Origin of the sequence: Bradyrhizobium sp. JR4.1, from assembly GCF_040548605.1 — a bacterium.
In the GTDB taxonomy this organism is placed as follows: Bacteria; Pseudomonadota; Alphaproteobacteria; order Rhizobiales; family Xanthobacteraceae; genus Bradyrhizobium; species Bradyrhizobium canariense.
On the sequence record NZ_JBEPRY010000001.1, the window covers coordinates 423,561 to 447,273 of the forward strand.

The following is a 23,713-nucleotide window of genomic DNA, read 5'->3' on the forward strand; positions in this document are numbered from 1 at the left end:
GGCCCCCCAAACGAACTCACGGGACGTGCGCGCTTCGGATCGAGCGAGCATGCCTTGCCGCTGCAGTTGCACCTTTACCGGAGGTTCGCGTGAGTGACAGCAGCAGCGGCTCCATTCAGTCGCCGCCCCTCTATGCGGTGGATATGCAGCTTCATGAGGACTTCTGGAACTGGCTTGCTGCGAAGCTAACGGACCGCCGCGCCCGTGGCGCCGACATTGCCGCACGCGATATGTACAATTTCCTCGAGTGGATCCGTGAGACCAACAGACCACCAATGGCCGACCGGATTGCGGGGGCGTCGTTGGGCACCGATGTGGAAGCCTATGCAGCCGACTATATAGGGCGCGATGAACCGGCGATTGGAGGGTTTCGGAATCGCCTCCTGAACTTGCGAGAGATGCTTCGGGATTTCGAATTCGAGCGTGCGGGCGGTGCAATTTTCCAGGGCTTTGTGTCGGGCAGCCGCAGTAGCAGCGATACCAGCGACAGTGCCAGCAGCGGTAACAGCAGCGGCGCCAATCAGCTGCGCGGCCCCTGTGTGGTGGATTGGCCGCTCCATGAGGAATTTATGAATTGGCTTACTGAGAAGCTCCCGACCTCCCGCTCCCACGGCGCCGACCATGCCGCAGGCGATTTGTACGATTTTCTGGAATGGATCCGCGAGACCAACAGACCCCCAATGGTCGACCGGATTGCGCTGCCGTCGTCGGATGCCGACGTGCAAGCCTATGCAGCCGCCTATATAGGGCGCGACGCACCCGCGATTGGCGGGTTTCGTAACCGTCTCCTGAATTTGCGAGATATGCTTCGGGATTTCCACAATGCCAAATCCGAGAACTCGGCCCGTGCGAGAGGTGCGAGTCAGGGCTTCGAAGAAGCCGGGCCATCGTCACCACCAATGGCCCCCACAATACCGGCGGATCGCCCGACCGTTGCAGCCGGCGCAGGGGCTGGGCGGGCAGAGCGTGATTTCGGAGCTTATGTCCCCCTCAATTGGAGCGGCGGCGTTGTCCCGCCCCTGCTGATCGCGCAATTGCGAGCAAGGGGCCTCCTGCCGACGCTATTGTGGCCGCAAAATGTGCTTATCAACGGTATACGCTATGTAGCGTCCGTGACTCCAAACAATCCGCAAGGCGAAAACTTTATTCTCACCGCCGGATACAGGGAGCTCGGGCAGCAACCACGTCCTCGAGTTGAGCATGTGAATGAATTCGGGCCACCAGACATCGGCGAGAGAGTCGGCCTTGGCTGGATCCACGGCCCCCGAGAGGCCGACGACTTCCTGATAAGCGTACTGCGGGAGTTCAGACTTCTGCCGACCCCGAACGTCCCAATGACACGTTTCTACATCCACGGTGAGCGGTACACAGCCCAATCGGGACCCGAGGACCGCCTCCTTGTCATGCATCGACCCCAAGCTCACTGAAGAACGCGTTTGGGCTGCAAACCGGCCATCGAATGGAGAAGATGAATAAAGTGGAGCCACAGTCGTGTGCTAATAAAGCGTGATGAGGCTAAATGGATAGCTTGCATTTGCGAAATGATTGGCGATACCTAGGAGTAGCTCGCACGGCGTTGCCGATTGTGGCGTACTGCCGCGGCAGCTCAGGGCGCGAGGCAGCCTGAGAGATCATGGTGTCCAGTGGTCGAGGAACTATTTGAGCCAGCTCTCGCTCGATGGCTTCAATCTGCCGGTCGACTTCCTTCATCTGGTTCACAAGCGCTGCCAGCGCCATGCGCGCCGTAGTCGGCAGCGACAACTGATCATCGTCCAACATTTGCACCAAACCATCCACCCTTTGTCGGCCTTGCCCAACAATAACTCCGAACTCGGCAAAATGGGCTCGGATGGCGCAAGATGTCATAGTCCTCTGACGAACCAGCAGGCCTCTCGCTCGATGAAGCATCAAGAAGCCTTGGTTCTCGACGCTCTTGATCGGAACGAACCGCATGTTAGGGCGAGTAACCGCTTCGCAGATTGCGGCCGCATCAGTGGCATCGTTCTTAGCTCCTCGCCGGACGTAGGGCTTTACATATGCCGGCGGAATCAATCTCACATCGTGATCAAGCCGCTGGATCTCGCGTGCCCAGTGGTGCGCGAAAGCACAGGCCTCGATGCCGACCAGGCAGGATGACAGTGATGAGAAGAAGACGATGATCTCACCACGCCGCAGGCGTTGGCGACAGACCACGCGACCTTCGTCATCAACCGCATGGATGGATATCAAGCACCGCTTCGACGATCCACGCTGGCCCCTTATCCCCAAGACGCGGCGCTGATCAGCGCGGCGGCCCAAGCGGCCAGAGCCGATATTGCGGCGGGGCGTCCCTGGGGGCAGCTCGGGCGTCGGAGACTTTGTCTTCAATGCAGCTCATGAGCTTCGCAAGTTTAGCGACTGGCTGCGGAGAGAGCAGACAAGCGCCATAGCCGGCCGCCTCAGCGAGGCCTGGTTGCTTTTTTCCGACCCATCAGGACAGACAGGCCCTCGCGGGAGAGATTGGTCCGTGGGCGCAGACTCTCGCCGCCCCGCTCTCGTCGCTTATTGGATCAATTGAGTCTGAACCCTAGTAATCTATTCTTGAACACAGGACATGGCACTCTCGGTTGGACGATGAGTTGCGGCTCCGCACGGGTCATAGCGGACCTTGTCTCTGGTCGAAGGCCTGGCATTGAAGCTGCGGATTTCGGACTAGAGCGTTACGAATAGTTCTACGCCTAAGTGTCCGACCGAAAAATAAGTTGAGTGATATCAGCGGGTTCTGATTCCATCGGTGTTGCGAAGCATCAAAGGATCGAGAATGTGGACTGATATCACCCGGGCACAGTTTGCCCGAGAGGAGCAGCGTTTGCCAAGCGACTTGACGGATGCGGAATGGGGCGTGCTGGAGAGGTTGCTTCCTGTGCGGGCCAAGCGCGGGCGGCGCCCGAAATGGAGCTATCGCGACATCGTCGAGGCAGTGCTCTATCTGCCGCGCGGCGGATTGCCGTGGCGCATGCTGCCGCCCACTCTGTTTCCAGCAATGACCACGGTGCAGTACTATTTCTACCAGTGGCGCGACAACGGATTGTGGCAATCGATCACCACGCACTCCTGATGCTGGCGCGCGAGGCGATCGGCAGGGAGGCCTCGCCCACGGCCGGCGTGATCGACAGCCAATCGGTCAAGACTACGGAAAGTGGCGGCCCTCGCGGCTAGGACGCGGGAAAGAAGATCAAGGGTCGAAAGCGCCACATCGTCACCGACACCCAAGGGCTCCTGGTCGGAGCGATCGTTTCAGGATCGCGACGGTGCGCCAGATGTCCTGTGCATCATTCGCTACCGCTTCCCCTGGCTGCGCCATATCTTCGCCGATGGCGGCTGTGCCGGCGAAAAGCTCAAGGCGGTGCTGGAAAGATCGGCCGGTGGACTATCGAGATCATCAAGCGCTCCGATGCCGCACAGGGCTTCGAGGTGCTTCCGCGCCGCTGGGTGGTCGAACGAACCTTCGCCTGGCTCGGCCGCAACCGCAGATTGGCCAAGGACTTCGAGCGAACCATCGAAAGCGCAACTGCCTGGCTCTTCCTCGCCTCTGTCCAACTCATGACAAGGCGCATCGCAGCGATAAAAACAGCAATGCAATTTTGAGTCAGGCTCTAAGGAACGAGTCGACTGAACTTGGATGATGAGACTCGCACGCGAAGGGTGTGTGGCTTCCACAAAGGCATCATCCTCGTACGGACCAATATGCCAGGCAGGAAGGATCGCAAGCGCCAGCAGGACTGCGAAAGTGACTGTCCCCATCGGGGCCATAGGAACAGTGAACGGGCGGACGAGGCGGCGCGAAGCAGTGCAAGCTCCCTTCAAGAGAAATCTTGGTCACGAGCAAGCTGTCATAGGTTTCGACGTAATTTCGAGATCTACGCTGGGCGATCGTCGTATCCCAGCACCGAAGCCTCCGCCAAGCGGCAGAGACCCTCGGAGTTAATCAGTCAGCGCTGAGGCGCCACCTGCGCAATTTCGAACATAAGTTGGGCGGTGCTATCTTCGAGCGCTCTGCCCAATCGCATATAATGGCTAACCCGTCCAACGACGACGTAAACTCACCGGTTGCGATCTTTAGGAAAGGTCTTGGGCGTCACAGGCCGAACGAAGAATTCGGACAAATGAACGTCCAGCGCCTCGGCGATGCGCTCGAGCAGATCAATTGTCGGGTTTTTCGATTGCCGCTCAAGACTGGCCAAATAGGAGCGGTCAACGCCGGCCTGATAAGCCAATTTCTCTTGCGAAATGCCGCGGCTAATCCGAATCCGACGCACATTCCAAGCCACAAGTGCACGAGTTTCCATGTGCAAAGCATGCCATGAGCTCGGGCGTCAAATCACTGGCTATAACCCGCCTATTAGATTTGATCGTTGGGAACTGCCAACAGGTAGAATGTGGCCTCGCCCGAAATGGCGGTCAGATTTTCCGCCTACTTATTAGCCCCATCGCGCCGTGCGCCTACGTCGGTTCGAAGATACGGTTCTGGAACATCTAGCAACTCACGTGTCGCGCGCCATGGAAAACTGCCCCCTCGGCGTCACGAGGAATTGCCCCCTCCTTGGATAGCCGAGGAGAAAGCGAATGAACGAGGAACGAATCACGGAAGGCTCGTCGTGGATTGATCCACGGGGGCAGGTGATGAAGACGCCGGATGACGTGGCGGAGATGTTGCGCCTGAGGGCGTGCGGGTGGGGTCTGAAACGGATTGCGCGGCAGCTGGGCTGCAGCCATCACACGGTGAAGGACTACGTGGCGGCGGGCGGGGTGAAGCCGTTCAAGTCGCCTGAGCGCCCGAAGAGGCTCGATGGCCTTGAAGGCTGGCTGCGCGAGAGGTTCATTCGGCATCGCGGCAATGCGGATGTGGTGCGCCAGGACCTGTTGACCGAGCAAGGCGTGGCAGTCAGCCGGCGAACGCTGCAACGCGCCGTACACCCCTACCGCCAGGCGCTGAAGGCCGAAGCGCTGGCGACGACGCGGTTCGAGACGCCCCCGGGCCGTCAGCTGCAGATCGACTTCGGCGAGCGTCTGGTCGAGATCGGCGGGGTGAAGATCAAAGCATTCGTATTCGTCGCGACGCTAGGGCATTCGCGGCGGCTGCATGTCCGTGCGTTCCGGGCCGAGAAGCAAGAGCACTGGTTTGCGGGGCTCGAGAGCGCATTCACGACCTTTGGCGGTGTGCCGGAGGAAGTGCTGATGGACAATCCCCGCGCGCTCGTGGTGCGCCACGACGCGGTGAGCCGGTCGGTTCAGTTTAACGACAAGCTTATCGCGTTCGCGAAGCATTGGGGCTTCCGTCCTCGCGCCTGCGCGCCGTATCGGGCGCGCACGAAGGGCAAGACGGAGAATGGCGTCGGCTACGTGAAGAAGAATGCGATCGCGGGGCATTCCTTCGCGAGCTGGGAAGCATTTGAGGCGCATCTCGCGGAGTGGGAGCGTGAGGTGGCGAACGTGCGTATCCACGGCACGACCGGCGAGGCGCCGATCGCTCGCTTTGCGCGCGACGAGGCACACCGGTTGAAGCCGCTCGGCGGGCAGCCGTCGTTCGGGTCGTTGCGCGAACTGACCCGCGTCGTCGGCAACGATTGCGCCGTCGAGATCGACACGAACAGCTACTCGGTGCCGTGGCGGCTGATCGGCGAGCGCGTGGCGGTGACGGTTGCGGCCGGCGAGGTGCGCATCCGCCACGGCATGCGCGAGGTTGCAGTCCACAAGCAATCGGATGGTCGCCGGCTGCGGATCGTCGATTCCGCCCACCTCGACGGTGTTGCCGGGCGCAATGGCGCGGTCTGCCGACCAGCAATCGCGACGGTGCCAGCGCCTTCTGCACTGCCCTCGTTGTTGCGCCCTCTTGCCGAATACGAAGCAGCGATCGGAGGGAGCTTCTGATGGCGCGCACAAAGAAGGTTACCGAAGCACCAATCGACCGGCTCGACGCCATGCTGGCGCGATTGCAGCTCTCCGGCATCCGCGACCAGCTCGACAACCTGCTCGACGAGGCGGCGCGCGCGAACCTGTCGGCGCGTGAGACGCTGATCCTGCTGTGCGAGCGCGAGATCGCGCGCAAGGATCATCGCCGCATCGAGATGGCGCTGAAACTCGCACACTTCCCGGCCGTGAAGGAGCTTGCGGGCTTCGACTTCGAGGCGCAGCCGTCGATCGATCCGAAGCAGATCCGCGACCTGGCCGCGTCACGTTGGATCGCCAACGGCGAGAACGTGCTGCTGCTCGGCCCGCCGGGCGTCGGTAAGACGCACTTGTCGATCGCGCTCGGGCGAGAGGCGATCCTGGCCGGTTACACGGTGCAGTTCACCACGGCGACGACGCTGGTCGCTGGCCTGGCCAAGGCGCATGGCGAGCGGCGCCTGGACGAGAAACTGCTCGCGCTGGCGAAACCAAAGCTGCTGATCGTCGACGAACTGGGCTACCTGCCGCTGGAGCCCGACGCGGCGCATCTGTTCTTCCAGCTGGTCAGCCGCCGCTACGAAACCGGCGCCATGCTGATCACGTCGAACCGCAGCGTTGCCGAATGGGGCACCGTGTTCGCCGATCCGGTGGTCGCCACCGCGATCCTCGACCGGCTCCTGCACCACAGCCACGTGCTGACCATCCGCGGCGACAGCTACCGCCTCCGCGCCAAGCGAAAGAGCGGCCTCATCAAGCCGCCCGCCGCTGACGGCCCTCCGGTCGGCTCCGCCTCCCTCCGTCCCGTCAGCGGCGGAGCCAACCTTCAATCGACATCATGAACCCGAGCGTGGGGGCAGTTCTTCATGACGCAAAGGGGGCAGTTCCGGATGGCGTTTGACATTCACGCACATGGGGGTCGTTGAAAAAGCTCCAATTGGCTGATTCCGTTCTCGTCGGCGATTCGCGATCGGCGGAGCAAACGAGATGCTGGGGCGCAAGGAGCGGGATCAGTTGGAGCTCTTCATCACGGGCTCGCTGAAACAGCTCGTCCCAGATGAGCACGTGCTGGCGCGGTCGATCGTGTGCTCGACCTGTCTTGGCTAAAGGGAAGAGGTCTCCGACTGCGCGAACGACGGTCGGCCAGGCATCGATCCGGAAGCCGCGGTACGGCTGATGCTCGCGGGTCTGCTCACCGGGATCGTACACGATCGCAAGCTGATCCGTGAGGCTCAGGTCAACATCGCCATTCGCTGGTTTGCTGGTTATGGCCTGCACGAGCAGCTACCGCACCATTCAAGCCTGACGCGCATCCGCCAGCGCTGGGGCGAAGAGCGATTCCGTAGGATCTTCAAACGCACGGTCGAGGCCTGCCTGAAGGCCAAGATCGCAACAGCCGAAGTGGTTCACATCGATGCGTCGCTGATCCGCGCCAACGTGAGTTGGAACAGCCTCACCGAGCAGCATGTGATGGATATGCTGAGCGAAAATCAAGGCGAAGATGAAAGTGAGGATGAGAGAAGGGCCGCAAAGCGGGAAGTACAAAAGGTCTGCACGACTGATCCCCGATGCGACAATGGCCACCAATGCCCGAAACCGGCGGCTGGAGCCCGCTTACAAGCAGGACACTGCCGTCGATGACAAGGTCGCATTGCCTCACCTTAATTGTTACCGGATGCTAAGCCGTTGCCTCACGTAAATTGCTCCCTTGGATCGGGAACGACCGGGGGCGAAGGTGGGGCGGCTAACCATGGTGACGCGGAAGGAACTGACGGCGGCGGCAGGCGCGCGCTATCGGACGTCGAGTCGCGCCAATCCGGCCAGGCGATACGCCCGGGAAATCGACCCGAAATGGTGAATCACGGTCAAACCCGCGCGCAAGTTCGGCTCATCATATAACGCAATCGGCGCGACAGGCTCGAAACCGGAAAACCTCGTCCATGCAAACTCGGGATTTATTTATCACAACCGGCTTCTGCAGTCTGTGGATCGTCCGATTGTATGTCACTCGACCGATGCACAGTTCGCTGTTCCCTCGACAAGATTCTCCGAATGATTGCAGGGCAAAGCAAGCAAGCTCCCGGCCCGATGGACAGCAGTTCGGCAAGCGAATGCCCTGGGCAGGATCGCGCAGGATCGGGCCACCACTGCGGATATTCCCGATTTTACCCGTTTAGATTGAAACTTTGCTTCCCATTCATTTGGAAGAAAATTCTACTACCAGTTGTTTTTTTGATCGATCCCGACTGCGGTTTGGCATGGTAGCACCGAATCATACGAGCTAGAGAGGGTTGCGCTTCGACCGTGCCAATGGAATTTCGAGATCTACGCTGGGCTATCGTCGCATCCCAGCACCGAAGCCTCCGCCAAGCGGCAGAGACCCTCAGGGTTAAGCAGTCAACGCTGAGTCGCCGCCTGCGCAATCTCGAACATAAGTTGGGCGGTGCCATCTTCGAGCGCACTAAAGCCGGTACGCGACCGACCATCGAAGGTCAGGAATTCCTCGATGCTGCCCGGCGCATCGTGAATGATACTGAGGCGATGACCGGCCGCCTCAAGAGCCGCTGGCGCGGCGAGAGCGGTCTATTGAACATCGGGATCCACGCCTCATTCTCCGCCGGCAATCTACGGGCCACCCTTCTCGAGCACCAGCGGCGCTTCCCTGATGTCAAACCGCATTTCGTCGACGGATCGAGCGACGATTTGATGTCCGATCTCGCCAGCTCCGCCATTGATATCGCGTTCGTGGCCGAGCCCAATCCGAGGTGGAGCGACAAGTCATTATTGGTGTGGAGCGAACGTGTCGTCGTCGCCCTTCCCGAACACCATCCGCTGACAGCCCGCAATGTAGTTCACTGGGGCGAACTGCGGCATGAAGCCCTACTATTGTCACAGCACGGCCTTGGACCGGAATTCCACAAACTGCTCATCAGCAACTTGGGAACTTCCGATCCATGCCCGGTACTTCGTCATGATGTGTCGCTCGATCGGCTCCTCACCCTGGTCGGCGCCGGCTGGGGAATGCTGTTGGCCTTGGAAGGTGCGACCGGCGCGACCTATCCGGGTGTCACCTTCCGCGAGGTGCATGACGCCGAGGGTCCGACCCGGCTGAGCTTCCGCGCTTACTGGCGGCAGGCCAACGGCAATCCATCGCTACGTCCGTTCCTTGACCTGCTTCGCGAGCGCTATCCGGATCTCTCGGCTGATCCAGGTGCGGGCTGAGCCGCATTTCGTCGGGCCTTCGCAAAAGCGCGGTCGGTTGCCATGAATCGCTCTATCATCGGCGCAATCAGTTTGCCGGGCTCGGTCGGCGTCGTCGTGCCTCCACTACGCGTTAGGATCTCAGCATAGCTTTTGAGATCCCTGAAGACCGCCGCCGGCAGCTCGACGGTGAGCTTGACTGGTTTGTCGTCTTCGAGTGGCCCAAGCTTGAGCTTTGTCACGGTGTTGCTCCCTTCCGGTACGGCGCCAGCACGAGATCGCGCGTGACGATGACGCGAACCGGGAAACCTGGCCGGATAGTCAGCGTCGGTTGGATGTTGAGCTGGCGCTGCACGATCTGCTGGCCGGTCTGGCTGATGCTGTTGGATGCGCCGCTGCGGATCGCTTGAACGAGATTGTTCTCGTTCTGGCTCGTACCCGCCTCGGCTCCGACGCTGAGCATGGTCGAGAGGACCGCGGCCTTGAACAGCATGCCCCAATGGTTGTCGACCTCATCCTCGAGCCCGGCATAACCTCCGGTATCGGCGCCGGGCTGGCGCTCCAGCACGATCGAGTTGCCGTCCGGCATGATGATGCGGGTCCAGACCAGGAGAATGCGGCTCTGACCAAACGCAACCGAGCTGTCGTACTGGCCGATCAGCTTGGCCCCCTGGGGGATCAGAAGATATTTTCCGGAGGGGCTATCGTACACCGCCTCGGTGACCTGAGCGGTGATCTGGCCTGGCAGATCGGACCTGATGCCCGTGATGAGTGCAGCCGGGATTACGGTGCCCGCCTGCACGACATAGGGCGAGACCTTGGCCTCGAGCCGGTCCGGACTGACCGTGCGCTTGTCGGTGGAAGCGTTGAGGAAGGCTTCCTTGCGGTCCTGCATGTTCTGGGTGGATCCCGCATCGACGGGTGGTGTCGTGGCCGGCGGCGTCGTGGCTCCGTTCGAGGTATTCGGGATGACTTGGCCGATGCTCTGTGGTTGCTGAACAGTCTGGGCGAACAGACGGCTGACGCGCGCCGCCTCGATCTCCTGGGCTCGGTGCTGCGCCTCCGGATCGGACGTCATTCCCGGGACCACGGTATTCGCTGCAGCGCCTGCGTTGAGGATCGGCTTGCCGAGATCGCCGGGCAACGGCGGCCCGAGCGGCGGCGCTTGACGCGGCAGACCGGTGTAGTCCTTCGGCAACCCGGCTAGGCCCTCGGCCGAAGGTCGGTTCTGAGTGCTGAGCAGCTCTTGGCCGGTCTGCGACTTGTTGCCGGTCTGGAGGGCATAGCCGAGCGCGCCCGCGACTGCGAGGGCAGACACCGCGCCGAGGCCGATAAGCACCTTGCGCGAGAGGCGTGTGACACGCGGCCGCTCGCCTCGGAGCCGAAGGTCGGGCGGCGCGACGGGCGGGATGTCGCTCTGACGTTCGTCTTCGTTGCCTATCGCCATGAGCGCGGCCTTCCGTCGGTGCGGACGATGCGCACGCGCCGTTCGCTATCCTTGTCGCCAAGACGCAATTCGGCGGCAGCGAACAGGCGGTCGACGATGTAGTAATTGCGGTTCGCTCGGTAGTTCACCAGTTCGGAGCCGCCGGCCGGACCGATGACGAACAGCGGCGGCATTTCGCCCTGGACGATGCCGGTGGGGAATTCGATGTAGACTTTGTTTCCGTCGTCAAAGGCGCGCAGCGGACGCCAGGCCGCATCGTCGCCCTCGATCGCGTAGCGGAAGTTGATCGCGGCGAGATCGACGCCGGCCGCAATGGGAGCTGCGGTTTCAGCCGCCGCATTCTGCCGCCGAAGTGCAATCAGTTGGTCCTCGGGATACTGCCAGGAGACCGAGGCCATGTAGGTCTTCTCCGTCGAGCGCAGCTCGAGGAGGTAGGTCCGCCGATCGGTGTTGATCACGAGATTGGTGACCAGTTCCGGCCGCGTCGGCTTGACCAGGATGTGGATCTTCTTGGTCGCGCCCGCACCGCTCTCGGTATCGCCGATGATCCAGCGCACGGTGTCACCGGCGGCGACCGGACCGGAGCCGACGAGTTGCTCGCCCTCTTGGAGTCCGACATCGGTGATCTGACCCGGCGCCGTATAGACTTGGTAGAGGGCTCCGCCCGAGAACGGATAGACCTGTACCGCGTTGATGAAGCCATTGCGGACCGGCTGCACCCGTGCCGCGGCGTTGGCCTGTTTGACGCGAACCTTCGGATCGGCCGCTTCGGGCGTGCGCTTGCTCCCAGCGAGCGGTTTTAACTGCCCAGGGAGCGGCAGGGGCTGGGGCAATTCCACGATCTTGACGGGCGGCGGCGGATCAGTGGTGAGCGCTGCCGGCTCCGCAGTGTCATAGTTGATGTCGGGCGGGATGAAATTGTGCGCGCAGCCGCCAAGCACCGAGGCGACCATCAGCAAAGCCGCAAAGGCGGGTTTACGGAAAGACGTATCGCCGTCTTTCCAATTTTGGTGAACGATGGAAAAGCGCCAAGCCGGACCGCCGGCTTTCGAGAAATTCGGCGGGGTCATTGTCCCAGCTCCTTCGACCAGTTGATAGCGTTGACGTAGATGCCGAGTGGATTCTTGCGCAGCCGATCGGCGTCCGTGGGCGGCGCAATTGCGATGGTGAGGATCGCGGTCCAACGTGTGGTGCCGGCGAGCGCTCCGTCCTGATAGCGGTGCTCGACCCAAGCGACGCGAAAACTGTCGGGCGAGGCGCGGATGACGCTGGAGACGTCGATCGCGACCTGCTGCTTGCCGAGATTGGCGAAGGGGTCATTGGCGCGGGCGTAGTCGTTCAGCGCCACCGAGCCCGCCGTGGTCGTGAAATCATAAGCCTGCAGCCAGTTGTGCCGCACGATGATTGGATCGGCCGGAAGCGAGCGAACGATCTGGATGAAGTGGGCGAGATACCAGGCAATCTGCGGGTCGTTCGGCCTGTAGTCCGCGGTGGCTGGCGCCACGGCCTGTGCCTCCCCGAGCTTGTCGACCTGCACCACCCAGGGAACGACGGTGCCGTGCGCGGATTCCCAGACGAGCCCACCAGCGAGGCCGCAAGAAAGGATCAGCGAACCGAAGGCCATCAGCCGCCAGTTCTTGGCCTGCACGCGGGCGGAGCCGATGCGTTCATCCCAAACCCGCGCCGCGCGCTGGTAGGGGGTTTCGGGTTCGGGCGTGCGGCCATAGCGGACCGACGATCGCCGGAAGACTGACATTTCTTATTCTCCTCCCGAGAGGTCGACGGAGTGGCCGCCACCATGGCTGTCGCCGGATTTGAGGGCTTGCGCGGCTGTCTGAGCGCCGTGAATGACGGTCTGATTGCGCTTGACGCGCTGGGCCCAGGCGGGCGGACCGCTTTCGCTCGCTGCTTGAGATTCGGCTCCATCGGGTGCAGCCTCGCCACTCCCGATGGTCCCCATCGTCGAGGAGCCACCGGTGTTGGCGACGCCGGCACGGGCACCGGAGGTGAAGCTCTCTCTCATTGCCCCCGCCGCTTGGGAAGCGGCGCGTCTGACGGGAGCTGCCGCGTGACTTGCCGCCGCGCGGCCTGCGCCACCGAGACCGGACGCGACGCTGCCAACGCCGGACCGACCGGCCGATGCGAGGCTGTAGGCGGAGGACACACCGCCCGCCATCGCCGCACCACCACGCGCGGCGGCCGCAGCACCGGAACTAGCCGCCATCGCCCCCCTTCCGGCGAGCCCAAGCGCAGCTCCACCCGCCATAGCCGTGCCGGCGACGGCGAGGCCCGTGCCGACGGCAGCGCCGACGCCAAGCTGCGGCGCGCCCGACACAAGCCCGGTGGCGATGCCCGGACCGAAAATGCCGAGGCCGAGCATGGCGAGTGCCGCCAGCACGACAGAGAGCGCTTGCTCGATGGTCGGCTCCCCGCCGGCATAGGCAGTTGTGAATTGGGAGAAGAGCCCGGTGCCGATGCCGACGATGACAGCAAGCACCATGACCTTCACGCCGGAGGCAACGACGTTGCCCAGCACCTTTTCCGCGAGGAAGGCGGTCTTGTTGAAAAGCGCGAAGGGAATAAGGATGAAACCGGCAAGCGTCGTCAGCTTGAACTCGAGCAGCGTTACGAACAGTTGCACCGCCAGAATGAAGAAGGCGATCAGCACGAGTAGCCAGGACACCATCAGCACGGCAATCTGGACGAAGTTCGCAAAGAAGCTGGTGAAGCCCATCATTTGGCTTGCGGAGTCGAGCAACGGTTGCCCGGCATCGAGTCCGACCTGCGCAAGTCGGCCGGGCCGCAGGAAGTCCGCGGTCGAGATTGATGAGCCGCCGGCCTTCAGTCCGAGGCTAGCGAAGCTATTGAAGATGATGCCTGAGAGCTTGGTGAAGTTGGTGATGATGAAGGCAAAGAAGCCGATGTAGAGGGTCTTCTTCACCAGCCGTTGGAGAATGTCTTCGTCTGCGCCCCAGGCCCAGAACAGGCCGGCGAGCGTGATGTCGATGACGATCAACGTCGACGACACATACGTGACCTCGCCTTTGATCAGGCCGAAACCTGAATCGATGTAGGTCGTGAAGGTATTGAGAAAGGTGTCGATGACGCCGACGTTGTTCACGGCTTCTCTCCCTGTGGAGCACTCGTCGTCGGCTGTGTGGCCGGCGCGGCCTGCGGCAGAAGTGGCCGCGCCGGCCCGCCGAAGAAGCGCGCGCGGTTCTCCTCCCAGACCGCCTGGCAGTGCGGATCTTCGGCATCCTGGGGGCCAAGCGCGCGGCAGCGGCGCAGCTCGGCCGAGAGATTATCGGGAGCGGAGACAGAGGGTGCATCGGATACAGGCCGCTCCGCCGGACGCCGATGAATGACGTGCAGCGTGGCAAGAAAAATCGCGAACACAATGATCATCGCGCCTACGCGAAGGATATCCGAGCGCTCCATGATCGGTGTGCCTTAGTTGCCGCTGAACATGGTGACATTGCCGGGCTGATAGCCGCTGCGTGTCGAGAAGATCTTGTATTGTTGCTGGCCCTGCGATTCGGTCGCGGTCACGCGCGCCTGCTCCAGCGCGTCCGCCCGTCCCTTTGCGGCGAGCACCGCGACTAGATCGGATAGCTGCTGGGAATGCAGGGCCAGGAGCTGATTGCCGGCCTGAGCGGCCTGCAGGGCGCCACTCGCCGACTGGCTGGCGGTGACCAGCGAGCTCATTGCGCTGGAGTTGGTCGAGATATTGCCGACGACCCCGGCCTGCACCTTGAGCGAGTCTTCGAACGCGCCTACCGAGTTCTGCCAACGACTTTGGGCCGCGGCAAACATTGTCGAATTGGAGCCCGTGGCCGCCGCCGTGCCGTAGGTGCTGGAATATGTCGTCTGGATGCGCTCGACGTTGAAGGCGATGTTCTGGGCCTGGCTCAGCAGTGACTGAGTCCGTGCGACCTGTGACTGAAGCTGGGTCAGCGTCGACAACGGCAGATTGGCGAGGTTTTTTCCTTGGTTCACCAGGCTCTGAGCCTGATTGGTCAGCATCTGGATCTGATTGTTGATCTGCTGCAACTCACGCGCCGCGGTCAGCACGTTCTGGCTGAAGTTGGTGGGGTCGTAGACGATCCACTGCGCGGAGGTTGGCGTCGTCGAAGGCGGCAAGATCGATAGTGCGAGCGAGAGAGCGGCCGCGGCGACCAAGCTTGCGCGTCGCGTCTTAAGAGTGGTCATGATTGCACCTCCAGGTTTGTCAGGTCGGGGATGAGATCGGCGGCCCAGAGCAGCTCGTGATCCGCGAGCCAGGCGGGCGTGAAGTCGTCGCGGCGGTGCTCGGCGAGCAGCCGTTCAATTGCGGCATGGTCGGCCTTGGAGGACGCGGCGCAGAAGGCGAGCGCGACCGGCCCGAGGCCGAGCTCGAAGAGCCGATTGCCCCGACGAGATTGGCAATAATAGTCCCGCTTCGGTGTCGCCCGCGCGATGATCTCGATCTGGCGGTCGTTCAACCCAAACCGCTGGTAGATGGCGGTGATCTGCGGTTCGATCGCGCGCTCATTCGGCAGGAAGATGCGCGTCGGGCAGCTCTCGACGATTGCGGGTGCGATGTTGCTGGCGTCGATGTCGGAGAGCGATTGGGTTGCAAAGACGACAGAGGCGTTCTTCTTCCTCAACGTCTTCAGCCATTCGCGAAGCTGCTGGGCGAAGGCCGGATCGTCGAGGACGAGCCAGCCCTCGTCGATGATGAGCAGCGTCGGCCGACCGTCGAGCCGTCCCTCGATGCGATGGAAGAGGTAGGTGAGGACGGCGGGCGCAGCACCCGTGCCGATCAAGCCCTCGGTCTCGAACGCCTGCACCGACGCGAAGCCGAGCTGCTCGGCCTCCGCGTCGAGCAGGCGGCCGGAGGAGCCACCAACACAATAAGGTTGCAGCGCCTGCTTGAGCGCGGTCGATTGCAAAAGAGCCGTGAGGCCGGTGATCGTGCGTTCCTCGACCGGCGAGGATGCCAGCGAGGTCAACGCCGACCAGACATGCTCCTTCGCGGTCGGATCGATGGTGACGCCCTCCTTGGCAAGGATCGCGGTCACCCATTCGGCAGCCCAGGCGCGCTCTGCCGCATCGCCGATACGTGCGAGCGGTTGAAGAGACACGGAGTCCTCCGCGCTGTTCGACAGACTTCCGCCGAGGTCGTGCCAGTCGCCGCCCATGGCAAGCGCAGCTGTGCGGATCGAACCGCCGAAATCGAACGCGAAGATCTGGCTCTTCCGGTAGCGGCGGAACTGGATCGCCATCAGCGCAAGCAGCACGGACTTGCCGGCACCGGTCGGGCCGACGATCAGGGTGTGACCGACGTCGCCGACATGCAGCGAGAAGCGGAACGGCGTCGAGCCTTCCGTCTTGCCGAAGAAGAGCGGAGAGCTGCGGAAATGCTCATCGCGGTCTGGCCCGGCCCAGACCGCCGAAAGAGGAATCAGGTGAGCCAGGTTCAGTGTCGAGAGCGGCGGCTGGCGGACGTTAGCATAGGCGTGCCCTGGCAGAGAGCCGAGCCAGGCTTCGAGCGCGTTCACCCCTTCCGGCATGCAGGTGAAGTCGCGCCCCTGGATCACCTTCTCGACGAGCCGAAGCTTCTCGGCGGCGAGACCGGCGTCCTCGTCCCAGACGGTGACAGTCGCGGTGACGTAGGCCTGGCCGACATCGTCGGTGCCCAGTTCCAGCAAGGCGAGATCGGCGTCAGTGGCCTTGTTCGCCGCATCGCTATCCACCAGTGTTGAGGCTTCGTTGGTCATCACCTCCTTGACGATGGCAGCGACGGACTTTCGCTTGGCGAACCACTGGCGGCGGATCTTGGTCAGCAGTTTCACCGCCTCGGTCTTGTCGAGCAGGATCGCACGCGTCGACCAGCGGTAGGGGAAGGCAAGCCGGTTCAGCTCGTCGAGGATTCCAGGATGGGTTGCGGTCGGGAAACCGACCACGGTGAGTGTGCGAAGGTGGTGGCTGCCGAGACGCGGCTCGAGGCCGCCGGCGAGCGGCTCGTCCGCAAGCAACGCGTCGAGATGCATGGGCGTCTCGGGAACGCGTACGCGCTGTTTCCGGGTCGAGATGGTCGAATGCAGGTAAGTTAGCGTCTCGCCGTCATCGAGCCATGCCACTTCGGGCATGAACCCTTCGACCAATTGCAGGACGCGGTTGGTCCGGTCGACGAAGCCACGCAGCAGCTCGTGAGGATCGACACCGCTCTGCGCTCGGCCCTCATAGAGCCACCCCTCGATGCGCGAGGCATCCTCGGCCGGCGGGAGCCAGACGAGAGTCATAAAATAACGGCTCTCAAAATGCGCGCCGGCCTCCTCGAAAGCGTCCCGTCGTTCCAGATCGACCAGCGCTGATGCGGCGTCGGGAAAGGTGTTGTGCGGATACGTCTGGGCGGTGATACGCTGGGCCTCGACGAAGATCGCCCAGCCTGAGCCGAGACGGCGCAGCGCGTTGTTCAGGCGGGACGTCACGCCGACGAGCTCGGCTGGCGTCGCGCTGTCGAGATCAGGGCCGCGGAAGCGAGCCGTGCGCTGGAACGCGCCGTCCTTGTTGAGGACGATGCCCTTCTCGACCAAAGCGGCCCAAGGCAGGAAGTCGGCGAGACTATGGGGCCGGGTGCGATATTCGGCGAGGTTCAGCATGAAAGGCTCACTCGCCGAGATAGGATGGATAGCGGAGGTGACGTCGAACGACGTCCACGAACTGCGGGTCGCGCTTGGCCGCCCAGACCGCCGCCGCATGGCCCACCGCCCAAATCAGCGCTCCGGGGATCCAGAGGTGGAGGCCGAGCGCGATGGCGGCCGCCAACGTGCCGTTGGCGATCGCAACCGTGCGGGGCGCGCCGCCCATAAGGATCGGATCGGTGAGCGCGCGATGGACCGGCGCGAAGAAGCCCGGAACTTCCGGATCGACGATGCCGGCCATCAGACCAACGCTCCGCCGGAGAAGCTGAAGAAGGTCAGGAAAAAGCTCGACGCGGCGAAGGCGATCGACAGTCCGAAGACGATCTGGATCAGCCGGCGGAAGCCGCCGGAAGTATCGCCGAACGCGAGCGTCAAACCGGTCACGGTAATGATGATGACCGACATGATCTTGGCGACCGGACCTTGCACTGACTCCAGGATCTGGTTGAGCGGCGTCTCCCACGGCATCGAGGAGCCGGAGGCGTGGGCCGCCGGCGCGACAACGATGGAGATGACGGCAATCGCCGCAAGCTCCGTGAAGCGACGGCGAACGCGACGGATCGCGGCAGGCAATTGGGTCATGATCGGTCTCCGGTAAGCGAGGATTGGCCGCCCGCCTCGGCGGACTGGACGCGGTAATCGCCGGTGGCGGGATCGAGGCCGGCAATGAGAGCGAGTTCGGCAAGGCGGCGTTCGCTGCCGCGGCCGCGCAGCACCGCGACGAGATCGATCGTCTCGGCAATCAGCGCCTTGGGAACGGTGAGGACGGCCTCCTGGATGAGCTGTTCTAGACGACGAAGCGCGCCCAGCGCGGAGCCTGCGTGAATCGTTCCGATCCCGCCGGGGTGGCCCGTGCCCCAGGCTTTGAGGAGCTCCAAGGCTTCGCTGCCGCGTACCTCGCCGATCGGAATCCGGTCGGGGCGTAGACGTAAGGAGGACCGAACCAGATCGGACAGGGATGCGACGCCGTCCTTGGTGCGCAGCGCGACCAGATTCGGAGCGCGGCATTGCAGCTCACGCGTATCCTCGATCAAGACCACGCGATCGGTGGTGCCCGCGATCTCGGCCAGCAGTGCGTTTGTCAGGGTGGTCTTGCCGGTCGAGGTGCCACCGGCGACCAGGATGTTCTTGCGGGCGGCGACGGCTTCGCGGAGCACGCCCGCCTGCCCTGCCGTCATGATGCCGGCCGCGGCGTAGTCGTCGAGGGTAAAAACAGCAACGGCGGGCTTGCGGATCGCAAAGGCCGGCGCCGCAACGACGGGCGGAAGGAGCCCCTCGAACCTCTCCCCCGTCTCGGGAAGCTCGGCCGAGACGCGCGGCTTCTCGCCATGCACCTCGGCGCCAACATGGTGCGCGACCAGACGCACGATCCGCTCGCCATCGGCGGCGGACATCGTTCGTCCGCTATCCTCCAGGCCGCCGGACAGCCGGTCGATCCAGAGCCGGCCATCAGGGTTGAGCATCACCTCGACGATCGAGGGGTCTTCGAGGAAAGTGGCGATCGCGGGGCCGAGCGCGGTGCGCAACATGCGCGCGCCACGCGAGAACGCTTCCGAATGGAGTGAAGTGTCCGCCATGATCGTCCCCCGTCGAGCGCCAATCACGGCAAGCGATCAGCAACGGGGATGAATAGAAAAGGCAGGAACTGGCGCAGTTCAACAAGTATTCAGCCGTCGTAGGGACCCGGCGCAGAGCAGAGAAAAAATACTTGCTAGGTCGCGAATGCGACTCGCTGAGAATCACATAGCAGCAAGGGTGTCGAAGTTCACAATTCCATATGCACGATTTCGACAGGCTCGCCGCCGAGACCGTGAGAGAAATAGCCCCTACCTATGCTTTTAAAGCCATGCTTTTGGTAGAAGCCTTCGGCATTGATCGTCGCTTCGAGCCTCACTGGACCGTTATGGCCTAACCGTGCCTGTTCAATCCCGATCTCGAGCAGCCGCCGACCCAGTCCGGCGCCAGCGGCTTCTGGCAAGATAAATAGGCGTGTTACTTCGCCGGGTTCCGCATCGACAAATCCGACCACGATACGGCCGCGGAGACACACGGTCATTCGCCCCTTGGCGATGAGCTCTTCGTAAAATGCCGGCGTACGGTGGCCCATCCAATTCTGGATTTGGTTGTGAGAGTAGGATGCGCGAGCAAGGCCGTCGATCGACGCCTTGGTAACGTTGAAAACCGCCTCCGCGTCCTCGCGGCGAGCGGCCCTAAAGGAAACATCGTCGAACGTCATAAGAAGTGAACTCCAGATGTTTCTGCCTAGTTCGGTTTGCGAGTTCGCCGGAGTTTTGATCAACCGTGGTCGGCTGATTGCGGTACTCTTCGGCGAATACCGTGCCAATGGAGAAACCCAGCAAACTCGTATGACCGTGAAAATGAACCACGGCATATTCCCTCTTCGACTTAGGCTATTAGCGGATTTTTTGTTCGGTACCACGCAGGTTTCCTGCAGATTTCGGCGAAGATGCGCGATCACTCCCAGTGGACCCTAGGACATCGCAAATGTCAGATGCAAAACTGTCGCTTGAATCGGAAAATATGTCAGATCATTAGGAGACGACAATGCCAACCACGATCTCCCTTGAGGCAGATTCAGCGTGAAAGCTTCGGAAAGACCTCTGTTTATAGCGTTTTCGTCGGCTTCTTTCTTCATCGTTGGTGTCGGCATTGTTCTGCCAGCCTGGGTAGCTTTCCACGTGGGTGGTTCTGGACTGGTTGGACTGGTGTTACTTTCAACCAGCGTCGCCGGCTTACTGCTCGCGCCGGTTGCCGGCCACCTGGCCGATCGTCATGATCGGGCACAGGTCACGGTGGCGGGGCAGACGATCCGAGCCTTGGGGCTGGCCCTTCTCGCTCCCGTTGGATTTCTCACAGAATCTTTGTCGCCCGTCCTTCTCATCGCTTCCGGCCTATTGGGAGCCTTTGGCTTCGCGCTGCTGTCGGGATCACTGAGCGGCATTTTGCAGGCAATCGTCCCCGAAGCACAGCGCATGGGGTTCGCCCTTCGACTTTCCCTTTTCAATCAGTTGGGCATAGCGATCGGGACGGGTGCTACCGGGCTTGCCATTGACAGGCTTGGCAGTCTCACGACCGCACTGATGTTTGCGGCGGCAGCTCTAGCATGTCTTCCTTTGCTGAAGCCGATCACAGCGCAGGCCCGCGACGTCCGATCGTCTCGACGGCTTAGTCTACTTTCTGCTTCACGGCAGGCTCTCAGCTATTTGCTCGCCAGTCCTCAAGCACTCTCCGCAGCGGTGACGGTCGGACTGGCATTTGCCGTGATCCAGATAACCAACCTTCTCTTACCGGGTTTTGTGATTCGATCGCTCGACCGTGATAGTGGCCTTTTTGGGTTGCTCGAAATGGCTGCCGCGATCACTGGAATGGTCGCATTGGCGGTAGTGGGCTTTCCGTCCATAGCGAAACGTCTGCAAGGTCTCACACCCGCAATCCTGGCTATTGCTGGCGTATCCCTGTTCTTGTTCTCCCTCGCGCCGAATCGGGCCATCGCTATTGTTCTCTACTGTGTGGCCGGCATGCTCTGGAACGTGTCGCGAGCAGCGGCCAACGGCCACCTTTTGACCGTTGTGGATGCCGGCATGATTGGCCGTGTGCAAGCGTTCACAGCCCTGCTTACAAGTGGCTTCGGGCTTGCGATATATCTCATCCCGACAATTGCGCCAGGAGCCTCGGAGGCAACACTCTACATGGCATGTGGCGCGGCCATGTGGCCTGCGTCGGCGGGCTATCCCTTTGGACCGCAGGTCAGGAACGATCGCGGAAATCTTGATCTTCGTGGCCAGTTTCGTTGCGTTGAACTTCAACAGAGGTCGCAAACATCACTTGCACAGTTGGTATTTCGCGACCGACGTTTGCGAGATCTTCGCCAACAAATTCGGGCTCGAAGCGGTTAGCTACCTGACTGATAGGCCGTAGCCCTAGCCCATTGCAGGGTTCGAGACCGCCATCCACTTCACTGGCTTGATTTCAGTGTCGCGTCGTCCCTAGTCGCCTTGAAACGAGCCAGTCTGCTGAGCATCCTCCGGAATTTCCTGCCGCAGCTTTGGCCCCTGATTGAGTCGGCGGCCCAGAGCGGCGACAAAGTTATCATAGCGCGGTCCGGCCTGTGCCCTCGCTGCCTTGGCGGCCGGTTCGGGAAGTGGCGGTGTCGTCGTGAGCCAGAAGCGGATGAAGAGAGCGATGGCCTCGACTGAAATTCCAACATCCCGCTCAAGGCGAGCGATCCGGCGGTCGATCTGGTCGAGTCTCTTGGCAGTAGCGGCCTCACGCCGCTCATCGGCGTCCGGCGACAGAAAGGACGCAATGGCGGCTTCGGCGATCAGCGACAGCGACTGCTCGCGCCGGGCGGCATAGGCCGACAGCGCCTTCATGACATCAGGTTCGAGATAGACCGACATCTGGGCCTTCTTCTTCGCTGCGGTCATGCCAGCCTCACAATCCAAGCTCATCGCCAGGATCGAGCGAGGCTTGGCGCGCCACGCCCTGCATCATGTCGTTCATACGCCTGATCCGCGGGACATCTTCATCGAGTTCATCGGCGAGGTCAGATGCAAACTCATTGTCGAGCAATTCCTTCTTTTCCACGATGTCTCGATCCAGTTCCGGATGCCGCCGCCGATCCGCGGTCTTTGGATCTTCGTCATCCGTCTGGCCGTCGGTCAACGACGCCAATGGAGTTTGGTGCGGCGGCAGCGGCCGTGAACTCCAGTCGTCCGGCCGGCCGTCATTGGATTTAGTCAGGGTCGGCGGCGCCATGATGCGCTCCTGGAAGCGTCCGTCCTCGTAGTAGCGCGCCTTCTTTGCTCGAATCGGATGGAGACCCGACATCATGACGATCTCATCTGATGGCGGGAGCTGCATCATCTCGCCGGGCGTCAACAGCGGGCGAGCGGTCTCGGACCGGGACACCATCAGGTGACCGAGCCAAGGTGCCAGCCGGCTGCCGGCATAGTTCTTCATCGCCTTCATCTCGGTTGCGGTTCCGAGTGCATCGCTCACCCGTTTCGCGGTCCGCTCGTCGTTGGTCGCGAAGCTGACCCGGACGTGACAGTTGTCGAGGATGGAGTTGTTGGGCCCATAGGCTTTCTCGATCTGGTTCAGCGACTGGGCGATCAGAAAGCTCTTGATGCCGTAACCCGCCATGAAGGCCAGCGCGGACTCGAAAAAGTCGAGCCGGCCGAGCGCCGGGAATTCGTCGAGCATTAGCAGGAGCCGGCGCCGGCCGGCCTTGGCTTGGAGATCCTCGGTCAAGCGCCGGCCGATCTGATTGAGGATCAGACGGATCAGCGGCTTGGTGCGATTGATGTCCGATGGCGGCACCACGAGATAGAGCGTGGTGGGCCGGTCCCCGCTAACGATATCAGTAATCCGCCAGTCGCAGCGCCGAGTTACCTCTGCCACCACGGGATCCCGGTAGAGGCCCAGGAACGACATCGCGGTGCTCAGGACGCCGGAGCGTTCGTTGCCGGACTTGTTCAAGAGCTCGCGCGCGGCGGAGGCGACGACGGGATGGACGCCGGCTTCGCCCAGATGCGGCGTCCGCATCATCGCGGCAAGCGTCGATTCTATCGGCCGCTTGGGATCGGACAGGAAGGCGGCGACGCCGGCGAGCGTCTTGTCCTTCTCGGCGTAGAGGACGTGGAGAATCGCGCCGACCAGCAGCGCATGACTGGTCTTCTCCCAGTGGTTTCGCTTCTCGAGGCTGCCCTCGGGGTCGACCAGGATGTCGGCGATGTTCTGGACGTCGCGCACCTCCCACTCCCCGCGCCGGACTTCCAGCAAGGGGTTATAGGCCGACGAGTTCGCGTTCGTCGGATCGAACAGAAGCACGCGGCCATGCCGCGCGCGGAACCCGGCGGTGAGCTGCCAGTTCTCGCCCTTGATGTCATGGACGATTGCGGAGCCCGGCCAAGTCAGGAGCGAAGGGATGACAAGGCCCACGCCCTTGCCGGATCTCGTGGGAGCGAAACACAGCACATGCTCCGGTCCATCATGGCGAAGATAGGCGCGCTCGAACCGGCCGAGCACCACGCCGTCGGCCCCAAGCAGGCCAGCCTGCTCGATCTCCTTTGCCTCGGCCCAGCGCGCGGAGCCATAGGTCTCAGCATTGTTTGCTTCACGGGCGCGCCAAACCGACATCCCGATCGCAACGGCTGCGGCGATGATGCCGCCGGATGCGGCGATGTAGCCACCCTCGATGAAGATTGAGGGTGCATAGGCATCGTAGGCATACCACCAGCAGAAAAAGGCGGGCGGGAGATAGAACGGAAAATGGAGCAGCTCGAACCAGGGCTGCCCGAGCTGCGGCTGGAAGCCGAGCCGCCAAGCCGTCCATTCCGTCGCGGTCCAGATCGTCAGCAGAACGATCGCGAGGACTGTGATGACCTGGCCCCAGAGAATTTTGGTCGCGGACATGGCGGCCGTCCTCTCT

20 protein-coding genes and 5 pseudogenes are annotated in these 23,713 nt (G+C 62.2%); 9 read left to right on the top strand and 16 right to left on the bottom strand.

Going from position 1 to position 23,713, the window contains the following annotated elements; genetic code table 11:
• Positions 1 to 89 precede the first annotated feature (89 nt).
• Positions 90 to 1,427, top strand: coding sequence for a hypothetical protein (locus tag ABIB90_RS02135; protein WP_354200066.1), 1,338 nt, complete (start codon positions 90 to 92; stop codon positions 1,425 to 1,427).
• Between the two features lie 229 nt (positions 1,428 to 1,656).
• Here ABIB90_RS02135 and ABIB90_RS02140 read toward each other — a convergent pair.
• Positions 1,657 to 2,268, bottom strand: a pseudogene (locus ABIB90_RS02140) (IS110 family RNA-guided transposase); the annotation flags it as partial.
• Positions 2,269 to 2,568: 300 nt separating this feature from the next.
• Between ABIB90_RS02140 and ABIB90_RS02145 the strand changes: the two are divergent.
• The 3 pseudogenes from ABIB90_RS02145 to ABIB90_RS02155 all read left to right on the top strand — a co-directional run.
• Positions 2,569 to 2,709: pseudogene (locus ABIB90_RS02145) on the top strand (D-amino acid dehydrogenase); the annotation flags it as partial.
• Between the two features lie 91 nt (positions 2,710 to 2,800).
• Positions 2,801 to 3,627 (top strand): annotated as a pseudogene (locus tag ABIB90_RS02150) (IS5 family transposase).
• A gap of 275 nt (positions 3,628 to 3,902) precedes the next feature.
• A pseudogene (locus ABIB90_RS02155) lies at positions 3,903 to 4,031 on the top strand (helix-turn-helix domain-containing protein); the annotation flags it as partial.
• A 51-nt stretch (positions 4,032 to 4,082) separates the two neighbouring features.
• Here the strand turns inward: ABIB90_RS02155 and ABIB90_RS02160 are convergent.
• Positions 4,083 to 4,328, bottom strand: coding sequence for a helix-turn-helix domain-containing protein (locus tag ABIB90_RS02160; protein WP_247377244.1), 246 nt, complete (start codon positions 4,326 to 4,328; stop codon positions 4,083 to 4,085).
• A 277-nt stretch (positions 4,329 to 4,605) separates the two neighbouring features.
• On the opposite strand from ABIB90_RS02160, the gene istA reads away from it, so the two are divergent.
• From istA to ABIB90_RS02180, 4 genes and pseudogenes are all read left to right on the top strand, one after another.
• Complete coding sequence (gene istA / locus ABIB90_RS02165; protein ID WP_354200068.1) at positions 4,606 to 5,910, top strand: IS21 family transposase; 1,305 nt, start codon at positions 4,606 to 4,608, stop codon at positions 5,908 to 5,910.
• Positions 5,910 to 6,767: an IS21-like element helper ATPase IstB gene (gene istB, locus ABIB90_RS02170; protein WP_354200069.1), complete on the top strand. Its 858-nt coding sequence runs from the start codon at positions 5,910 to 5,912 to the stop codon at positions 6,765 to 6,767. The genes istA and istB overlap by 1 nt, the downstream gene beginning before the upstream one ends.
• A gap of 145 nt (positions 6,768 to 6,912) precedes the next feature.
• Positions 6,913 to 7,372, top strand: a pseudogene (locus ABIB90_RS02175) (transposase); the annotation flags it as partial.
• An 863-nt stretch (positions 7,373 to 8,235) separates the two neighbouring features.
• Complete coding sequence (locus tag ABIB90_RS02180) at positions 8,236 to 9,147, top strand: LysR family transcriptional regulator (RefSeq protein ID WP_354200070.1); 912 nt, start codon at positions 8,236 to 8,238, stop codon at positions 9,145 to 9,147.
• Here ABIB90_RS02180 and ABIB90_RS02185 read toward each other — a convergent pair.
• The 12 genes from ABIB90_RS02185 to ABIB90_RS02240 form a co-directional block, all read right to left on the bottom strand.
• Complete coding sequence (locus ABIB90_RS02185) at positions 9,111 to 9,368, bottom strand: DUF2274 domain-containing protein (protein ID WP_247377240.1); 258 nt, start codon at positions 9,366 to 9,368, stop codon at positions 9,111 to 9,113. The two genes, ABIB90_RS02180 and ABIB90_RS02185, sit on opposite strands and share 37 nt — an antisense overlap.
• Entirely contained in the window at positions 9,365 to 10,573 is a 1,209-nt protein-coding gene (locus ABIB90_RS02190; protein ID WP_247377238.1) for a TraB/TrbI/VirB10 family type IV secretion system protein, read from the bottom strand. Before ABIB90_RS02190 ends, ABIB90_RS02185 begins: the two co-directional genes overlap by 4 nt.
• Positions 10,564 to 11,643, bottom strand: coding sequence for a P-type conjugative transfer protein TrbG (gene trbG / locus ABIB90_RS02195; RefSeq protein ID WP_247377236.1), 1,080 nt, complete (start codon positions 11,641 to 11,643; stop codon positions 10,564 to 10,566). Before trbG ends, ABIB90_RS02190 begins: the two co-directional genes overlap by 10 nt.
• Positions 11,640 to 12,329 carry a conjugal transfer protein TrbF gene (gene trbF / locus ABIB90_RS02200; RefSeq protein ID WP_247377234.1) on the bottom strand — a complete coding sequence of 230 codons (690 nt, stop codon included), beginning with the start codon at positions 12,327 to 12,329 and terminating at the stop codon, positions 11,640 to 11,642. Before trbF ends, trbG begins: the two co-directional genes overlap by 4 nt.
• A gap of 3 nt (positions 12,330 to 12,332) precedes the next feature.
• The gene (gene trbL / locus ABIB90_RS02205) at positions 12,333 to 13,694 is read right to left on the bottom strand and encodes a P-type conjugative transfer protein TrbL (protein ID WP_247532054.1); all 1,362 of its coding nucleotides are present in this window, start codon (positions 13,692 to 13,694) and stop codon (positions 12,333 to 12,335) included.
• Positions 13,691 to 14,011 (bottom strand): putative entry exclusion protein TrbK-alt, encoded by a 321-nt coding sequence (gene trbK-alt, locus ABIB90_RS02210; protein ID WP_247377230.1) that lies wholly within the window; start codon positions 14,009 to 14,011, stop codon positions 13,691 to 13,693. Before trbK-alt ends, trbL begins: the two co-directional genes overlap by 4 nt.
• A gap of 12 nt (positions 14,012 to 14,023) precedes the next feature.
• On the bottom strand, positions 14,024 to 14,782 hold the full coding sequence (gene trbJ, locus ABIB90_RS02215) for a P-type conjugative transfer protein TrbJ (protein WP_026233328.1): 759 nt from the start codon (positions 14,780 to 14,782) through the stop codon (positions 14,024 to 14,026).
• Entirely contained in the window at positions 14,779 to 17,217 is a 2,439-nt protein-coding gene (trbE, locus tag ABIB90_RS02220) for a conjugal transfer protein TrbE (protein WP_354200071.1), read from the bottom strand. Before trbE ends, trbJ begins: the two co-directional genes overlap by 4 nt.
• A gap of 7 nt (positions 17,218 to 17,224) precedes the next feature.
• The gene (locus ABIB90_RS02225; protein ID WP_018457219.1) at positions 17,225 to 17,500 is read right to left on the bottom strand and encodes a VirB3 family type IV secretion system protein; all 276 of its coding nucleotides are present in this window, start codon (positions 17,498 to 17,500) and stop codon (positions 17,225 to 17,227) included.
• Positions 17,500 to 17,841 (bottom strand): TrbC/VirB2 family type IV secretion system protein, encoded by a 342-nt coding sequence (locus ABIB90_RS02230; protein ID WP_018457220.1) that lies wholly within the window; start codon positions 17,839 to 17,841, stop codon positions 17,500 to 17,502. Before ABIB90_RS02230 ends, ABIB90_RS02225 begins: the two co-directional genes overlap by 1 nt.
• Complete coding sequence (trbB, locus tag ABIB90_RS02235; protein ID WP_018457221.1) at positions 17,838 to 18,836, bottom strand: P-type conjugative transfer ATPase TrbB; 999 nt, start codon at positions 18,834 to 18,836, stop codon at positions 17,838 to 17,840. The genes ABIB90_RS02230 and trbB overlap by 4 nt, the downstream gene beginning before the upstream one ends.
• 188 nt (positions 18,837 to 19,024) lie before the next feature.
• The gene (locus tag ABIB90_RS02240; RefSeq protein ID WP_354200072.1) at positions 19,025 to 19,495 is read right to left on the bottom strand and encodes a GNAT family N-acetyltransferase; all 471 of its coding nucleotides are present in this window, start codon (positions 19,493 to 19,495) and stop codon (positions 19,025 to 19,027) included.
• Positions 19,496 to 19,859: 364 nt separating this feature from the next.
• Between ABIB90_RS02240 and ABIB90_RS02245 the strand changes: the two genes are divergently transcribed.
• On the top strand, positions 19,860 to 21,176 hold the full coding sequence (locus ABIB90_RS02245; protein ID WP_354200073.1) for an MFS transporter: 1,317 nt from the start codon (positions 19,860 to 19,862) through the stop codon (positions 21,174 to 21,176).
• A 90-nt stretch (positions 21,177 to 21,266) separates the two neighbouring features.
• On the opposite strand, the gene ABIB90_RS02250 is transcribed toward ABIB90_RS02245, so the two are convergent.
• Both ABIB90_RS02250 and ABIB90_RS02255 read right to left on the bottom strand, forming a co-directional pair.
• The gene (locus tag ABIB90_RS02250) at positions 21,267 to 21,707 is read right to left on the bottom strand and encodes a CopG family transcriptional regulator (RefSeq protein ID WP_354200074.1); all 441 of its coding nucleotides are present in this window, start codon (positions 21,705 to 21,707) and stop codon (positions 21,267 to 21,269) included.
• Between the two features lie 7 nt (positions 21,708 to 21,714).
• Positions 21,715 to 23,697 carry a conjugal transfer protein TraG gene (locus tag ABIB90_RS02255; protein ID WP_354200075.1) on the bottom strand — a complete coding sequence of 661 codons (1,983 nt, stop codon included), beginning with the start codon at positions 23,695 to 23,697 and terminating at the stop codon, positions 21,715 to 21,717.
• Between the last annotated feature and the right edge of the window lie 16 nt (positions 23,698 to 23,713).

What these genes read in the sequence shown, in the direction of transcription:
- ABIB90_RS02160 (WP_247377244.1), bottom strand. Translation starts at nt 4,328, where the DNA reads ATGGAAACTCGTGCACTTGTGGCTTGGAATGTGCGTCGGATTCGGATT.
- istA (WP_354200068.1), top strand. Translation starts at nt 4,606, where the DNA reads ATGAACGAGGAACGAATCACGGAAGGCTCGTCGTGGATTGATCCACGG.
- istB (WP_354200069.1), top strand. Translation starts at nt 5,910, where the DNA reads ATGGCGCGCACAAAGAAGGTTACCGAAGCACCAATCGACCGGCTCGAC.
- ABIB90_RS02180 (WP_354200070.1), top strand. Translation starts at nt 8,236, where the DNA reads ATGGAATTTCGAGATCTACGCTGGGCTATCGTCGCATCCCAGCACCGA.
- ABIB90_RS02190 (WP_247377238.1), bottom strand. Translation starts at nt 10,573, where the DNA reads ATGGCGATAGGCAACGAAGACGAACGTCAGAGCGACATCCCGCCCGTC.
- trbG (WP_247377236.1), bottom strand. Translation starts at nt 11,643, where the DNA reads ATGACCCCGCCGAATTTCTCGAAAGCCGGCGGTCCGGCTTGGCGCTTT.
- trbF (WP_247377234.1), bottom strand. Translation starts at nt 12,329, where the DNA reads ATGTCAGTCTTCCGGCGATCGTCGGTCCGCTATGGCCGCACGCCCGAA.
- trbK-alt (WP_247377230.1), bottom strand. Translation starts at nt 14,011, where the DNA reads ATGGAGCGCTCGGATATCCTTCGCGTAGGCGCGATGATCATTGTGTTC.
- trbJ (WP_026233328.1), bottom strand. Translation starts at nt 14,782, where the DNA reads ATGACCACTCTTAAGACGCGACGCGCAAGCTTGGTCGCCGCGGCCGCT.
- trbE (WP_354200071.1), bottom strand. Translation starts at nt 17,217, where the DNA reads ATGCTGAACCTCGCCGAATATCGCACCCGGCCCCATAGTCTCGCCGAC.
- ABIB90_RS02225 (WP_018457219.1), bottom strand. Translation starts at nt 17,500, where the DNA reads ATGGCCGGCATCGTCGATCCGGAAGTTCCGGGCTTCTTCGCGCCGGTC.
- ABIB90_RS02230 (WP_018457220.1), bottom strand. Translation starts at nt 17,841, where the DNA reads ATGACCCAATTGCCTGCCGCGATCCGTCGCGTTCGCCGTCGCTTCACG.
- trbB (WP_018457221.1), bottom strand. Translation starts at nt 18,836, where the DNA reads ATGGCGGACACTTCACTCCATTCGGAAGCGTTCTCGCGTGGCGCGCGC.
- ABIB90_RS02240 (WP_354200072.1), bottom strand. Translation starts at nt 19,495, where the DNA reads ATGACGTTCGACGATGTTTCCTTTAGGGCCGCTCGCCGCGAGGACGCG.
- ABIB90_RS02250 (WP_354200074.1), bottom strand. Translation starts at nt 21,707, where the DNA reads ATGACCGCAGCGAAGAAGAAGGCCCAGATGTCGGTCTATCTCGAACCT.
- ABIB90_RS02255 (WP_354200075.1), bottom strand. Translation starts at nt 23,697, where the DNA reads ATGTCCGCGACCAAAATTCTCTGGGGCCAGGTCATCACAGTCCTCGCG.